This is a genomic window from Amycolatopsis benzoatilytica AK 16/65, from assembly GCF_000383915.1.
GTDB classification, from domain to species: Bacteria; Actinomycetota; Actinomycetes; order Mycobacteriales; family Pseudonocardiaceae; genus Amycolatopsis; species Amycolatopsis benzoatilytica.
In genome coordinates, this window is the sequence record NZ_KB912942.1 from 2,426,844 (window position 1) to 2,441,310 (window position 14,467).

At 69.5% G+C, this 14,467-nt stretch carries 8 protein-coding genes; 3 read left to right on the forward strand and 5 right to left on the reverse strand.

Annotation, left to right across the window (positions count from 1 at the left end; all coding sequences use genetic code 11):
* Nucleotides 1–16 precede the first annotated feature (16 nt).
* A complete protein-coding gene (locus tag AMYBE_RS0111015) occupies nucleotides 17–856 on the forward strand; it encodes an SDR family oxidoreductase (RefSeq protein WP_020659431.1) in 840 nt (279 codons plus the stop codon).
* A 193-nt stretch (nucleotides 857–1,049) separates the two neighbouring features.
* Here AMYBE_RS0111015 and AMYBE_RS0111020 read toward each other — a convergent pair whose 3' ends face one another.
* Together AMYBE_RS0111020 and AMYBE_RS0111025 are read right to left on the reverse strand one after the other, a co-directional pair.
* Nucleotides 1,050–2,039, reverse strand: coding sequence for a malate dehydrogenase (locus AMYBE_RS0111020; protein WP_020659432.1), 990 nt, complete (start codon nucleotides 2,037–2,039; stop codon nucleotides 1,050–1,052).
* A 50-nt stretch (nucleotides 2,040–2,089) separates the two neighbouring features.
* Complete coding sequence (locus AMYBE_RS0111025; protein WP_020659433.1) at nucleotides 2,090–2,563, reverse strand: MarR family winged helix-turn-helix transcriptional regulator; 474 nt, start codon at nucleotides 2,561–2,563, stop codon at nucleotides 2,090–2,092.
* 102 nt (nucleotides 2,564–2,665) lie between these two features.
* Here AMYBE_RS0111025 and AMYBE_RS0111030 point away from each other — a divergent pair, with 102 nt between their 5' ends.
* Both AMYBE_RS0111030 and AMYBE_RS0111035 read left to right on the forward strand, forming a co-directional pair.
* Nucleotides 2,666–3,052 carry a nuclear transport factor 2 family protein gene (locus tag AMYBE_RS0111030; protein ID WP_020659434.1) on the forward strand — a complete coding sequence of 129 codons (387 nt, stop codon included), beginning with the start codon at nucleotides 2,666–2,668 and terminating at the stop codon, nucleotides 3,050–3,052.
* A 535-nt stretch (nucleotides 3,053–3,587) separates the two neighbouring features.
* Nucleotides 3,588–4,217: a DUF4360 domain-containing protein gene (locus tag AMYBE_RS0111035; protein ID WP_020659435.1), complete on the forward strand. Its 630-nt coding sequence runs from the start codon at nucleotides 3,588–3,590 to the stop codon at nucleotides 4,215–4,217.
* A 164-nt stretch (nucleotides 4,218–4,381) separates the two neighbouring features.
* Here AMYBE_RS0111035 and AMYBE_RS0111040 read toward each other — a convergent pair whose 3' ends face one another.
* From AMYBE_RS0111040 to AMYBE_RS0111050, 3 genes are all read right to left on the reverse strand, one after another.
* The gene (locus AMYBE_RS0111040) at nucleotides 4,382–6,469 is read right to left on the reverse strand and encodes an FUSC family protein (RefSeq protein ID WP_020659436.1); all 2,088 of its coding nucleotides are present in this window, start codon (nucleotides 6,467–6,469) and stop codon (nucleotides 4,382–4,384) included.
* Nucleotides 6,466–9,564, reverse strand: a complete 3,099-nt coding sequence (locus AMYBE_RS0111045; protein ID WP_027927570.1) for a GH92 family glycosyl hydrolase — start codon at nucleotides 9,562–9,564, stop codon at nucleotides 6,466–6,468. Before AMYBE_RS0111045 ends, AMYBE_RS0111040 begins: the two co-directional genes overlap by 4 nt.
* A gap of 371 nt (nucleotides 9,565–9,935) precedes the next feature.
* On the reverse strand, nucleotides 9,936–14,243 hold the full coding sequence (locus tag AMYBE_RS0111050; protein ID WP_034286924.1) for a GH92 family glycosyl hydrolase: 4,308 nt from the start codon (nucleotides 14,241–14,243) through the stop codon (nucleotides 9,936–9,938).
* Between the last annotated feature and the right edge of the window lie 224 nt (nucleotides 14,244–14,467).

Here is a 14,467-nt window from a genome sequence, read left to right on the forward strand (position 1 = left end):
CTTCCTGGAGGAGACCATGATTCTGGTGACCGGCGCGACCGGAAACGTCGGACGGCGAGTGGTGGAGCGGCTGCTGGCCGCGGGGCACCCGCTGCGTGCGGTGACCCGCGAGCCGAGCCGCGCGAACCTGCCTGCGGGCGTCGAGGCCGTAGCTGCCGATCTGGCTGACCCGGAGACGCTGCGGCCGCATCTGGCGGGCGTGCGGGCGGTGTTCCTGATCTGGCCCTTCACCGACCCGGCGGTCACCGCGCGACTCGCTCCTCGGGTCGCGGAGGTGTTCGCCGCCGCAGGCGGGCCTCGGGTCGTCTACGTGTCGGCGGCTTCGGCGGGGGAGGACCCGGACTCCTTCTGGGCGGTGGTGGAGCGCGCCGTCGCCGCCTCCGGTGTTCCGTGGACGATGCTGCGCCCCACCGGGATCGCCACGAACGCGCTCGGCTGGGCCAGTTCGATCCGCGCCGGGGGAGTGGTGCGGTGGCCCTACGGTGGCGCTGCCCGGTCACTGGTGCACGAGGACGACATCGCGGCAGTGGCGGTGGAGGCGTTGACCAGCGCCCGGCACGACCGGAAGACCTACGTCCTCACCGGCCCTCGGACGGTCACTCAGGCTGAGCAGGTCCGCATCATCGGGGAAGCGGTCGGTCGTGAGACGAAGTGGCTCGAGACGTCCGCCGAAGCGGTCCGTCCGATGCTGGCGGGGGCGATGGGCAGCCCGGAATTCGCGGATTCCGCGCTCGCCGGGTGGGCACGGCTCACGACGGAGCCGGAGCCGGTAACGGGTGACGTCCAGGCGGTGCTCGGCAGGCCGGCGCGAACGTTCGAGCAATGGGCCGCCGACCACACAGCTGACTTCTCCTAAAAAGTGTATAACGACCTATACGGCAGCCGATCTGAGGAAAACCAGACCTGTGCAGACTTCCGCTCAAACAGCCGCTTAGACCAACCGGCACAGACGAAAGAGTGCCGTTCGACGTCGATCAGGTGCGGTTGAGTTCCGCGGAAACAGCGAAGGCCGCCCGGCGCGATGCCGGGCGGCCTTCACCGCGGAGAACTCAGATGAGGCCCAGCTTGCGGACCGCGTCGCGCTCCTCGGCCAATTCGGCCACCGAGGCGTCGACGCGGGGGCGGGAGAACTCGTCGATCTCCAGGCCCTGGACGATCTCGTACTTGCCGTCCTTGGCGGTGACCGGGAAGGACGAGATGAGGCCTTCCGGGACGCCGTAGGAACCGTCGGAGACGACGCCGGCGGAGGTCCAGTCGCCTTCGGCGGTGCCGTTGACCCAGGTGTAGACGTGGTCGATGGCGGCCGAGGCGGCGGAGGCAGCCGAGGAGAGGCCGCGGGCCTCGATGATCGCGGCGCCGCGCTTGGCGACGGTCGGGATGAAGGTGTCGGCCAGCCATGCCTGGTCGTTGATGGTCTCGGCGACGTTCTTGCCGTTGACCTCGGCGTGCTGGACCGACGGGTACTGGGTGGCGGAGTGGTTGCCCCAGATCGCGACCTTCTTGAGGTCGGTGACGGCCACGTTCAGCTTCTTGGCCAGCTGGGCCAGCGCGCGGTTGTGGTCGAGGCGGGTCATCGCGGTGAAGCGCTCGGCGGGCACGTCGGGGGCGTGCGACTGGGCGATCAGCGCGTTGGTGTTGGCCGGGTTGCCGACCACGAGCACGCGGATGTCGTCGGCCGCGCCGGCGTTGATGGCCTCGCCCTGCGGTTTGAAGATGCCGCCGTTGGCCTCGAGGAGGTCGCCGCGCTCCATGCCCTTGCTGCGCGGGCGGGCGCCGACCAGCAGGCCGATGTTCGTGCCGGAGAAAGCCTGCTTCGGGTCGTCGAAGATGTCGATGCCGGCCAGCAGCGGGAACGCGCCGTCGTCGAGTTCCATCGCGGTGCCCTCAGCCGCCTTGACCGCCTGGGGGATTTCCAGGAGCCGCAGCTTCACCGGAGTGTCGGAGCCGAGCAGCTGACCGGACGCGATGCGGAACAGCAGCGCGTAGCCGATCTGGCCGGCCGCACCGGTGACGGTGACGTTGACAGGGGCTTGGGTCATAGCGGGTTCTCCAGCTTGAGACGACTTTGGCTAGTACCAGGATGCTAGCCCTACCGGCGGGTGTCGTCCGGGTGCGTCCAGTCACTCTCCGGGGCGGTCTGCGTCACGTTTTCCGCGAGCCGGGTGAGCAGGCTGGCCAGGGTGGCGATTTCTTCGTCGGTGAAGCCGGCTCGGAGGCGTTTGTCGTGCGCGATGGCGGCGTCGGCGAGGCGGTGGAAGACGCGTTCGCCGTGCTCGGTGAGCTCGACCTGGTGCACCCGGCGGTTTTCCGGGTCGCGGGCGCGAGTGATCAGGCCGGCGGTCTCCATGCCGTTGAGGTGGTGGGTGAGGGTGGCACCCTGGACGCCGACGGCTTCGGCGAGTTCGCGCTGGCTGGCGTGCCGCCGGGTTTTGAGGGCGATGAGGATCTGCCACACCGGCTGGGAGCCGCCGACTTCGGCGAGGGCGCGGTCGAATGCCTGTCCCGCGGTTTTGGCGGTGCGGGCGAGGTGGACGCCGATCGGCGGCGTGGCGGGGCGGGGCACGGACTGGACGGTACCGGAGATCGTTGCCCGGCTAAGCGTTTGACGTCTAACCATTAGATATCTAACGTTTAGGGCATCGCACCTCGAGCCGCCGGAGGGATCATGACTGCTGGAGAGATCGTTGAGCTGGGCCGGAACTGGGCAGCCGCCGAAGTCGCGGGCGACCCGGACGCGCTGGCCGGGATGGTCGCCGACGAGTTCCGGCTCGTCGGCCCGCTCGGGTTCGTGCTCGACCGGGAGCAATGGCTGGACCGCTATCGCTCCGGCGCGCTGGCGACACAGCGGCTGGACTGGCGCGAGGTCGACGTCCGGGTGCACGGCGACACCGCGATCGCGATCGGCGTGCACGACCAGGAAGCGACCCATCAGGGCAACCGGGTGGACGGTACGTTCCGCGCGACGCACGTGCTCGTCCGCGGCGGAGGCGGCTGGCGGCTCGCCGGGATGCATCTCAGTCCGCTCGGGGCGCCACCGGCGTTCGCCGGCTGATTCGTCGCTGGGGAGACTTCTGCGACGGGCGGGCGAGTGGTGTCGGCTATCGCGAGGGCGCGCACCTCCCGGCGTCTGCCGGTCTTCTGAGCCGGTTCCGTGAGGGCGAGCGGTGTCCCGGCTTGACCGGTAGCTGGCCAGCCGCCGCTGCAATCGAGCCCGAGTCGCCGCAGCGGGCTGATGTCCTGTGGGGTCGGCCGTTATGTCTGCGCAGGGGCTTGTCGCGGGCGGGCTCCGGTGAGGTTCGTGAAACGCGACTTGTCCGGAGTTTCGTGCGCGGTGCGGGTGACGGCTGCCGTTTTCCATCTCGTTGTACCTTTTTGCAGCCATTCCGGCCGGACTTTTTCGGTGGAGTGCCGCGCATTCTTGTTGAATCATCAAATGTCCACAATGGTCTTGATCAAGTATTGGTGAAGCAGTTGCTATGGGCAGCTAACAATGAATTTACTCCATTTAGTGGATCTTGCCGACTGTGCTGTTCGCGCTACTCTGTGTGCGCCCCGTTTCGCCCCCCGAAGTAATGGGAAGGATTCCCATGCTCACCACGATGGCCGCTGCCCTGCTCACACTTTCCTCGACGATTTCCCCGCATTCCTGGCCGCAGAATCCGCCACCGGACAAAATTATCATCGACGTCGCGACCGTGAATGGGACCGGGTGCCCGCCGGGTTCCGCGGCGGTCGCGGTCGCGCCCGACAACACTGCCTTCACGGTCACCTACAGCCAGTACACCGCGCAGGTCGGCGTCGGCGCGCGGCCGACGGACTTCCGCAAGAACTGTCAGATCGCCCTTCGCGTGCACGTGCCGCAGGGGTTCACCTACGGAATCGCCTCGGCGGACTATCGCGGGTTCGCGCATCTCGAAGCCGGCGCGAACGGCCTGGAGCGGGCGAACTACTATTTCCAGGGGAATTCGCCGACCGCCGATGTGAGTCATCCGCTTACCGGGTTCTATGACGACGACTGGCAGTTCTCGGATTCGACGGACGTCGGTGCCATCGTCTACGAACCCTGCGGGGAGGAACGCAACCTGAACATCAATACGGAGTTGCGGGCGTATGCCGGGACCTCCGACCCGGCGAAGACGACCAGCTTTGTGACGATGGACTCGACCGACGGCGGCGTCCAGACCGTGTACCACTTCTCCTGGAAGACCTGCCCGTAACCGTCCGCACCCGAGGAGGGAGGCCCGTGAGCGCTCCGGTGGGCACGGGTCTCCGCGGATTCGTCGAGCAGGTCGCCGCGCCGGTGGAGATGCACGACGGCTGGCCCAGCGGGTGCGGAGTTCCTTGGGCCCGAGCGGACGGCAGAGGACCCGTGGGCCCGCGCTCAACTGTGCGGCGGCGGGTCCTGCGCCCCGACCCCCAGCACCCTCCCGAGCGCGATCAGCCCCTCGTCCAGGTGGCTCATGCTGGACAGCACGGCGCGGGTCTCCGCCTCGTCGATCCGGTCGGCGACCGGTGTCCCGTCGTCGCGGACCAGCTTGCGATCGCGGGTGCTGCCCGGTGCGCTCACCGCTTCGTGCACGAGGTCGACGTTCGCGATGATCCGGCCGGCGAACTGGTCCAGTCGCTCGGAGACCGGGCCGTCGAGCTGGCCGGGCTGCGCTCGGGCCGCGACGTGCCGGGCCCGGAACGCGATGCCTTCGAGCGTGGTCAGCACGTGCCAGCCGTAGTCGCGGCGGGCGCTGCGCAGGTTGATCGGGTGGGTCAGCGGCTCGATGGTCAGCCGCACGTGCTCGACCGCCCGGTCCAGGTCGCGTGACATCTCGATGATGTTCACGTTCTCCCGCCCGGACAGCAGTGTCGCCGCGGACGCCACGAACTCGTGGAGTTCGTCCAGTGCGATCGCGATGTCGTCGAGCATCACCGCGCGGGTGCGCACCGGCAGGACCACGATCGCGGCGAGCAGCCCGCACGCCGCCCCGACCGCGGTCTCCGCGACCCGGATCCACAGCACCTCGATGCTGAACGTGCCGAGCAGGCTGTAGAGCAGGCCGAGCATGCTCGTCACGAAGAACGCCATCAGGAACTGCGACACCCGCGCGGTGTAGACCATGCCGAACACGCAGACCAGCAGGAGCGTCAGGATCGCCGGGGTGTTCCCGCTGACCAGCAGCGCGAGCGCGACGCCGCCGACGATGCCCAGCAGAGTCCCGCCGGTGCGCCGGACCCCCTTCACGAACCGGGCGCCGGCGCTGGAGGTGCCGATGAACACGACGAATACCGTCAGCACCGCCCAGTACCAGCGCTGCGGCGAGATCAGCTGCCCGGCCAGCACCGCGAGCCCGCCGCCGAGCACCGCCTGGATGGCGCCGCGCGTCTGGTTGTCCCAAGCGAACACCTTGGCCGGTTCGTCCTCGTCCGCCTCGCCTTCGGCGAAGTCCACGTCCGCCTGGTGGCTGGCGATCCGCTGCGCGCGGTCGTCGGCGACGGCGAGTTCGGCGATCGCCCGCCGCACCCCGTCGCCGGGATGCGCGCGCTCGTCGATCCGGCTGCCCTCCACCAGCATCCGGCTGTACTCGCCGGTCTCGCTGATCAGCGGGAGCTCGCGCGGATCGCGTTCCATCAGCGAGCGCAGCCGCGCCAGCCGTGCGACCAGATCGTCCGCGACGCCCGGCGGCATCGGCTGCGAACAGGTCTTCCGCACGGTGATCACCAGCCACTGCACGGCCAGTTCCACCTCGATCACCCGGCGGCGCAGCAGGTCCGCGCGGCGCTGGTCGACCACGTCCGGCGCGTGGTCCTCGATCAGCAGCACCACCTCGTGCAGGCGCTCCATCGAGGTCCGGATCTGCCGGGTGCTGCGTTCCGAGCCGCTGGAGGAGATGTACGCAGCGGCCGAGCGCACTACCGCGCCGAGCCGCAGCCGGAACGCCTGGCGGTAGCGGATCAGCTCGGTCGCGGCGTTGTGCCGCAGCAGCGCGAACCGCACGACCGCGTTCGCCGAGACACCGATCGCGAGCGCGATCAGCAGGTGCGGCACCTGCGCGAGACGCGCCTGCAGGAACATCGGGAAGAAGAACAGGAAGAACGCGATCGACCCGAGCGCGACGCCGCGCGCGCCGAAGCGCTGCACGTACACCGCGACGAAGATCAACAGCACGAAGATGATGCTGTCCAGCGGCGCGTACGCGGACCCGACGCAGGCCACCGTGATCGACGCCGCCCCGACGAGCAGTGCGAGGCCCAGGGTGACCGCCTGGCCGCCGTGGGTCGCGTCGTTGATGGTGAACGCGCACATCATCGCCGAGATCGCCGCGACGAGCGTGGTGGTGAGCGGGAAGTGCAGCGGCAGCGTCGCCAGCACGGCGATGACGATGCCAAGCACCGCCGACGCGGCGAGCCGCAGCCGGACCAATCCCGGGTCGGCCGCGGCCAGCCGGTCGAAGAACGCGTTGCGCAGATCGGTGATCATCGGGCGAGCAGCTCCCACTGGGCGAGGGCGACGCGCCGCCCGGACGAGGCACGGACCCGCAGCCGGTAGTGCCGGCACGCGGCAGGCGCGGCGAGCGCGAACGGACGGAGCTGCCGTCGCCAGCGGAACACCTCGCCGGCGCGTTCGTCCAGCGTCCGCCAGTGTTGCCCGTCGTCGGAGCCTTCCAGCACCCAGTCCCTCGGATCGCCGCCGCGTGAGCCGGACGTGAGCGTGTAGAGGACGACTTCGCGCGGCTCGCCGGTCACCGTGAAGGTGACGGCCGGGCACCGGGTGCGGAAAACGGCTTGGCTTCGGCTGGTGTCGTCGACCAGTGCCACCGCCGGGCCGTCGGGGCTGTGCACGGAGCCGTCGAGGTCGGACAGCGGGGCGGGCTCGACCGGGGTGACCGGTCCGCCGCCCCAGCTGCCGGGCTCGGAACGGACGTCGAACTCCAGCACCGCGCCGCGCGCGAGGACCGCGTGCGCGAGGGTGGCCGACGGATGCGGTTCGCCGTCGACGGTCAGGCCGTGCACGTACGGCGTGTCGGCCTCGTCGTCGGCGGTCGCTGCGCGGGGTGCTCGGATCACCAGGTCCTTTCCGTCGTCCAGGTGCACGGTGGCGGAGCGGAACAGCGGCGCGCACGCCGTGTACCGCGGGCTGCCGACGGCCAGCGGATAGAGACCGAGGGCGGTGAAGACATACCAGGCCGACATCTCGCCGTTGTCCTCGTCCCCGGGATAGCCCTGGCCCAGCTCGCTGCCGAGGTACAGCCGGCGCAGCACCTCGCGGACCGTGCGCTGCAGTTTTGCGTGCGCGCCGGCGAACGCGTAGACGAACGGGATGTGGTGCGAGGGCTGGTTGGAGTGGCCGTACTGGCCCATCCGCACGTCCCTGGCCTCGGTCATTTCGTGGATACGGCGGTCCTGGCCGGTCTCCGCGAGCCGGAAGAACTCGTCCAGCTTCGCCTCCAGCGCGGCCGGGCCGCCGTGCAGCGCGGCCAGGCCGGGGCCGTCGTGCGGGACGGAGAACGCGGTGTTCCAGGCATTCGTCTCGACGTAGTCCGGGCCCCACACCCGGGGGTCGAATTCCGCCGCCGGGGTGCGCCAGCCGCCGTGCGGGGTGCGGCCCTGGAAGAAACCGATCCGCCGGTCGAAGTGATTGCGGTAGTGCTGGGCGCGTTGGCGGAGGTAGAGCGCGTTGTCGGCGAAGCCGAGCGCGTCCGAAAGGTTCGCGAGGCCGGCATCGTTGAGGCAGCCTTCCAGCGCCCAGGACAGGCCGCCGCGGGTGGAGGTCGGCGTGTAGCCGAGGTAGGGGGAACGGTCGAGTCCCTTGCGGCCGACACCCCGGCGCGGCGGAGCGACGGTGGCGTTCTTGAGCGCCGCGTCGTAGGCGGCTTCGACGTCGAAGTTCCGGACGCCCTTGAGGTAGGCGTCGGCGAACGCGACATCCGAGCTGGTGCCGGTCATCAGATCGGCGTAGCCGGGGGAGGACCACCGCGCGATCCAGCCGCCTTCGCGGTACTGCTGCACGAAACCGTCGATCATCCGGCCGCACTGGCGAGGCGCGAGAAGCGCGTACGCGGGCCAGGCAGTGCGGTAGGTGTCCCAGAAGCCGTTGTTGACATACAGCTCCCCGTCGACGACCTTGGCGCCGGTGCGGCGGCGGGTGCTCGCCCGGAAGCTGCGGGCGACCGGGCTGGCATGACGCACGCCGTGCGGCGTGTTCTCGTGGGCGGCGTTCGGGTAGAGGAAGAGCCGGTACAGGTTGGAGTAGAAGGTGGTGAGCGCGTCTTCGGACGCGCCCTCCAGTTCCACCCGGCCGAGTACTTCCTGCCAGCGCGCCTTGGCCTCGTCGCGGACCTGCTCGAATGCGGTGCCGCGCGGGATTTCCAGTTCCAGGTTGCGTTTCGCCTGGGCGAGGCTGATCAGGGACGTCGCGATGCGCAGCGTGACCTCGGTGTCGGCGAACTCCAGCCAGCCGGTGACGGTCCGCCAGAACGGGCGGCGGAGCCGGCCGCCGCCGGTCGGGCGCTGGTCGGTCTCGGCGTAGACGAACATCCGGCGTGCCCCGGCCGAGTGGACGCTGCGCACCCAGGCGTGGCCGGTGAGCACGCCGTTGTCCGGGTTGAGCCGGATGCCGCCGCGGTTGCGGGCATTGTCGAACAGGAGCCAGTTGTTCCCGGTGGGAAAGGCGAAGCGGAAGATTGCCGCGTGGTCGGCCGGTGCCAGGTCAACGGTGATGCCGTTGCCGAAGCGGACGCCGTAGTGGTGCGGGCGGTCCAGTTCGTCGGCATGGCGGAACGGGAGCGACCGGCGGACCCGGTCCGGTTCGACCGGTCCGGTGCCGGGCATCAAATGGAAGGTGTGCCGATCGCCCATCCACGGGCTCGGCTGGTGGCTCACGCCGAACGCCTGCAAGCGCGGGCGGTTCTCGGCGTCGTTGTGGCGGTGGTAGGAGTAGAACCAGTTCAGCGCCCGGGCGTCGGTGATCGGCGTCCAGAAGGCGAAGCCGTGCGGGACGGCGGTGGCCGGGAAGGTGTTGCCGCGGGAGAACCGGCTGCTGGAATGCGTGCCGCGAGTGGTGCGCACCCGGTCGGGCAACGACTTCTCGGCGGGCGGTTCGTCGGCGAGGCGGACGTCGTCCAGCCAGCCGACCGCGGTGCCCGCCAGGTCGGTGCGCAGGACGATCCGGCGAACTCGCTTCCCGGCGAACGCGGCCAGCGAGCGGCGGACCAGGTTCCACTGGTCCACGTACAGCGTCTTCGCCTCGCCCTGCTCGGCGGCGGAGAACCCGGCCCGGGTCCCGTCGGCGAACTCGAGGTCCAGCGCGACCCGGGTGCTGCGGTAGGTCGGCACCGGCCCGTCGGAAGCCGGGAACACCACATACGACAGCGCACTGTGGGCGGCGACCGGAATGTCCACTTCGAACAGCACCGCCGGCGGCCCCGCCGAATACCGCAACGCCTTCGCCCCGGTGAACCCGACGCCGGTCTTCGCGGTCGGCGACCGCCGCGGCCCGGAGTCCACCGCCAACGCCGGCGAGACCGGCTGCGGATCGCCCGCTTCGAACGAGGAGAAGAACGCAGCCGTGGTCACCGCCCCCACGGTAATCGGTCCAGCACCGCGAGTGCGGGATCAGCGGTCAGCGTCGTGGCCCGCCGGGCCGGTTCGGGATGCAGCAAGCTGGCGCTGTCGTGATGCCCGGGCGGCCACCTTTGCCGGTCTGTCCGTGAAGGGCCCCATCACGGAATCCAAGTCCGTGAAGGGCCCCTTGAGGGAATCCAAGTCCCTGAAGGAGCCCTTCACGGACAAGACCAGCGGACCGTTCGGCACGCACCACCTGAGACAAGCTCTAATCCTGCGCCGGACGCTGGCGCGCTGCTGCCGCTGACCAGCCGGCTAGACGCGACATGAAACGGGTGCCCCCTCGGGAAAAATCCCGAGGGGGCACCCGCTGGCTCACGCCGTCAGAACTTCGAGCACTGTCCGCCGGCCGGGCCGTTCACCGTGTTGGCCAGCTGATAGTCGGTCGGCGCGGGGGAGTTCCCCGTGCACGCCAGCGGCCCGTTGACGGTGCTGCCGGTCAGCAGCGTCGCCTGGTTGCCGTCCAACCTGACCGGGCCGGTGACGTCGGTCAGCTCGATCGACACCGGGCCGGTGCTGCCGGTGATCGACACCGGGCCGTTCACCTTCGTCCGGTTCAGCACCACCTGCGCCGCACCGCTCGCCGCGAGCGGGCCAGCGATCTGGCCTCCCCGGACGATCAGCGAAGCACCCCGGGCCACGTTCACCGGTCCCGAGACCGTGGCGCCGTTCAAGCACACCACGCCGCTCGACACAGTCAGCGGGCCGTTCTGCTGGCCGGTGAGCGTCTTCGTGCACGACGCGTCCGGCCGGCCCAGCAGCTCGACCTCCGACAGGCTCGCCGGACCGCCGGTCGTCGCGGTGACTTCCAGCCGGTAATAGGCGTAGTGCGCCGGGTTCTTCACCGCGAAGGCCCGCGTCTGCTGCCGCCACCGGAAGGACTGGTCAGTCTGCTGGTCGGCGACCGTCCAGGTCTTCCCGTCATAGGAGCCCTTCAACGTCCAGCTCTTCGCGTCGCCCGCACCGGTGCCCGAGGTCAGCGTGTAGTGCGTGACCGCCTCGTCAGTCGACTTCAGCTGGTACTGCACCGCACCGGTCACCTTCGCCTGCGTGCCCGACGTGTTGTCGAACAGCGCCGAAGCGTCCGAACCGTCCGAAGTGGACAAGGTGCCCTTGCCCGGGCCGGTCTCGTCGTGCAGCGGCGTCGGCACGGCGTCGCCGGTGGTGATCGACTTCGGCGCGTCGTTCGCGCCGGTGCCCCACGCCGACGGGTTCGGGCCCATGTCGAAGTCGAGCGTGGCGCCGTGGGCGAGCAGGTCGTGCGGCAGCGACGTCGACGTCCACGCCTTGCCGTTGACCTTCAAGCCCTGCACGTACACGTTCTTCGCCGAGTTCTTCGGCGCGTTGATCACCAGGTCGCCGCCCGGCAGGTGCACGGTCGCCTTGGTGAACAGCGGCGACCCGATCGCGTAGTTCGGGCTGCCCATCTGCAGCGGGTAGAAGCCCAGCGAGCTGAAGACGTACCAGGCCGACATCTCGCCGTTGTCCTCGTCGCCCGGGTAGCCCTGGCCCAGCTCGCTGCCGGTGTACAGCCGCGACACCGCTTCGCGCACCTTCGCCTGCGTCTTCGCCGGCTGGCCCGCGTAGTCGTACATGTAGAGGATGTGGTGCGAGGGCTGGTTGGAGTGGCCGTACTGGCCCATCCGCACGTCCCGCGCCTCCCGCATCTCGTGGATCGTGCCGCCGTAGCTGCCCGGGAAGGTCGCGGTCTCCTGATCGGCGAAGAACTGGTCGAGCTTCGCGCCCAGCTTGTCCTTGCCGCCGTAGAGATTCGCCAGCCCCTGCCCGTCCTGCGGCACGGTGAAGGCCATGTTCCAGCCGTCGGTCTCGGTGTAGTCGCCGCCCCACACCCGCGGGTCGTAGGACGCCTTGTCCTTGGTGAACTTCCCGCTCGCGTCCTTGCCCTGGAAGAAGCCGACGCTCGGGTCGAACAGGTTCACGTACTGCTGCGCCCGGCTGGTGAAGTACTGGTAGTTCTCCAGGTACTCCGCCTTCCGCGGATCGTTCGCCGGCGCCTGGTCGTACAGCTTCTTCGACAGGTTCGCGATGCCGAAGTCGTTGACGTAGCCCTCGATCGCCCACGAGAAGCCCTCGCCGGTCGAGTTCGGCGTGTAGCCCAGGAACTCCGACTGGTCCAGTCCCTTGCGGCCGACCGCCGAGTTCGGCGGCGCCACGGTGGCGTTCTTCAAGGCCGCGTCATAGGCCGCCTTCACGTCGAAGTTCGTCACGCCCTTCTGGTAGGCGTCGGCGAACGCGACATCCGAGCTGGTGCCGGTCATCAGATCCGCGTAGCCGGGGGAGGACCACCGCGCGATCCAGCCGCCGTCCCGGTACTGCTGCACGAAGCCGTCCACCATCTTGCCCGCCATGTCCGGCGTGAGCAGCGAGTACGCCGGCCACGTCGTGCGGTAGGTGTCCCAGAACCCGTTGTTCACGTAGGTCTGGCCGTCGACGATCTTCGACCCGGTCTGCGTCGGGGTGTCGGTGCCGGTCTTCGGCGACACCGGGCTCGCGTACTGGTACTTCGGCGCCTCCTTCGTGCCGACGTTCTCGAAGCCCTCGTTCGGGTACAGGAACAACCGGTACAGGTTGGAGTACAGCGTCTCCATCTGGTCCTTCGAAGCGCCCTGCACCTCGATCACACCGAGCTGCTTGTCCCACGCCCGCTGCGCCGCGTCGCGCACCGAGTCGAAGCCGGCGTTCGGCGCGATCTCCTGCTCCAGGTTCTTCTTCGCCTGGTCCACGCTGATCAGCGACGTCGCGATCCGCATCGTCACCGTCTTGTCCCCGCCCGCGGCGAACCGCAGATAACCGGTCACGTTGTCCCGGCCCTGCCCGGTCAGCTTCCCGCCGGCGGTGACCGGCTTGTCGAACGTCGCGTAGACGAACATCCGCCCGGCGCCCGCGGACAAGCCGCTCTTCGCGTCGGAGTACCCGCTGAGCGTGCCGCTGGCCGGGTCGAGAGTCAGGCCGCCGGAGTTGTTCACGTTGTCGAAGATCAGGCTGGAATCGGCGCCCGGGAACGAGAACCGCATCATCGCCGCGTGATCAGCCGGCGCGATCTCGGTCTTGATCCCGTTCTGGAACGTCACGCCGTAGTAGTGCGGCCGCGCGACCTCGTTGTCGTGCGTGAACGGCAACGCCCGCTTGTCCCGGTTCGCGTCCGGCACGCCCGCGGCGGCCGAAGGCATCACCTGGAAGCTCTGCCGGTCGCCCATCCACGGGCTCGGCTCGTGGCTCACGCTGAACGCCTGCAGCTGCGGGAGATTGTCCCCGTTGTTCTGCGAGTGGTAGTTGTACAGCCAGCTCGCCGAGCTCGCGTCGGTCACCGGGGTCCAGAAGTTGAACCCGTGCGGCACCGCGGTCGCCGGGAAGTTGTTGCCTCGCGAGAACGTGCCGTTCGCCATCGTGCCGCGCGTGGTCAGCACGTTGTCGCTGGGCCGGGCGCTGGCCGGCGGAGTCGGCGTCGCGGAGATCTTCAGGTCGTCCAGCCAGCCGGCGAACTGCGCCGGCCCGCTCGGGTTGTCGTAGCCGACCACGATCCGGTCGATCGTCTTGCCCGCGGCGACCCGGCCGATCGCCGAACGCACCAGGTTCCACTGGTTCGCGTACAGCACCTTGCTCGCGCCCTGGCCTTCCGGCGTCAGCGGGAAACCGTACTGGTCGGTCGCGCCGAGATCGCGCAGATGCGTGCCGTCGGTGAAGTCCAGGTCCACCGCCACGTTCGTGCTCGGGTACTTCAGATCGCCCTCGACGAACTGCGGCTGCACCTTGTAGGACAGCTCGGTGGTGGCGGCCACCGGCAGGTGCACGTCGTAGATCTTGTTGTAGGAGTAGCCGTGCCCGGCGGCCGGCTGGCTGCCCGAGTACCGGAACGCCTTCTTCCCGGTGAACCCGACCCGGTTCTTGTTGGTGTAGCCCGAAGTCGGGCCGGAGTCGACCACGCTGCGCATGTTCGGCAGCGGCGGCGGAGCCGGGTCGTCGTTGGCCAGCAGCAGCTCGGACATCTGCATGATGCTGTCGCCGTTGTTGCGCGTGACGTCCAGCCGGTAGTAGGTGTAAGCGGCGCTCGGCGCGGCCAGCTTGTAGTCGTTCTGCTGGAAGCGGTTCGCGAACGACTGCCCGGACTGCTTGTCCAGGTCCGTCCAGCTCGACCCGTCGTTCGAACCCTGCAGCGTCCAGTCCCGCGGGTCCCGGCCCGGCGCGTCGTTGGCCGAGCTGATCGCGTAGTGGGTGATCGCGGTCGGCGCGGACAGCGTGAACGTCACCGACGCGGCCGGATCCCAGGACAGCCACTTGGTCCCGGTGCTGCCGTCGATCAGGTTCGCGGCGACCTCGCCGCCTCCGGTGTTCTCGCTGGTCGCGCTGATGTCGGTGATCTTCCCCCGGATGTCGCCGGGGATGGCGGTGCCGTTCGCGCCGTTGACGCCCGAAGCGCGCGGCTTCCCGGCGGCATCGGTGTCGACGGCGTCCTGCGTCGCGGGCGGGTCGTTCGCTTCGAACGACGAAACGAAGTCCGGCGGGGCGGCCTCTGCCGGCGCGGCGGCGGCCGCGGCAGGCAGGACGACCAGGCCGGCCGCCGCCACCGCCGCGGCGAGCACGGCGTGGAGCGGTCTGGCACTTCGGGGCATCGTTGCTCCCAATTCGTCGGGCGGGTGAGTCGGGGAATCTCGGGGCCCCGGAAGTGAAAGACGCGGGTGACATCGATGTCAAGGCCGGTCCGCAAACCTGACTCGAAACGGACAAGCGCCGGTGGCCGCGCTGCGCCGGCCGGCGCAGCGCGCTCCGGAAGCGCCGCGGCCAGGGGCTTGCCCGGCGGGACTGCGGCGGGCTTTCTCGCGCGGGCGCACCCGGC

Coding starts and splice junctions, on each gene's coding strand:
- AMYBE_RS0111015 (WP_020659431.1), top strand. CDS start 17: ATGATTCTGGTGACCGGCGCGACCGGAAACGTCGGACGGCGAGTGGTG.
- AMYBE_RS0111020 (WP_020659432.1), bottom strand. CDS start 2,039: ATGACCCAAGCCCCTGTCAACGTCACCGTCACCGGTGCGGCCGGCCAG.
- AMYBE_RS0111030 (WP_020659434.1), top strand. CDS start 2,666: ATGACTGCTGGAGAGATCGTTGAGCTGGGCCGGAACTGGGCAGCCGCC.
- AMYBE_RS0111035 (WP_020659435.1), top strand. CDS start 3,588: ATGCTCACCACGATGGCCGCTGCCCTGCTCACACTTTCCTCGACGATT.
- AMYBE_RS0111040 (WP_020659436.1), bottom strand. CDS start 6,469: ATGATCACCGATCTGCGCAACGCGTTCTTCGACCGGCTGGCCGCGGCC.
- AMYBE_RS0111050 (WP_034286924.1), bottom strand. CDS start 14,243: ATGCCCCGAAGTGCCAGACCGCTCCACGCCGTGCTCGCCGCGGCGGTG.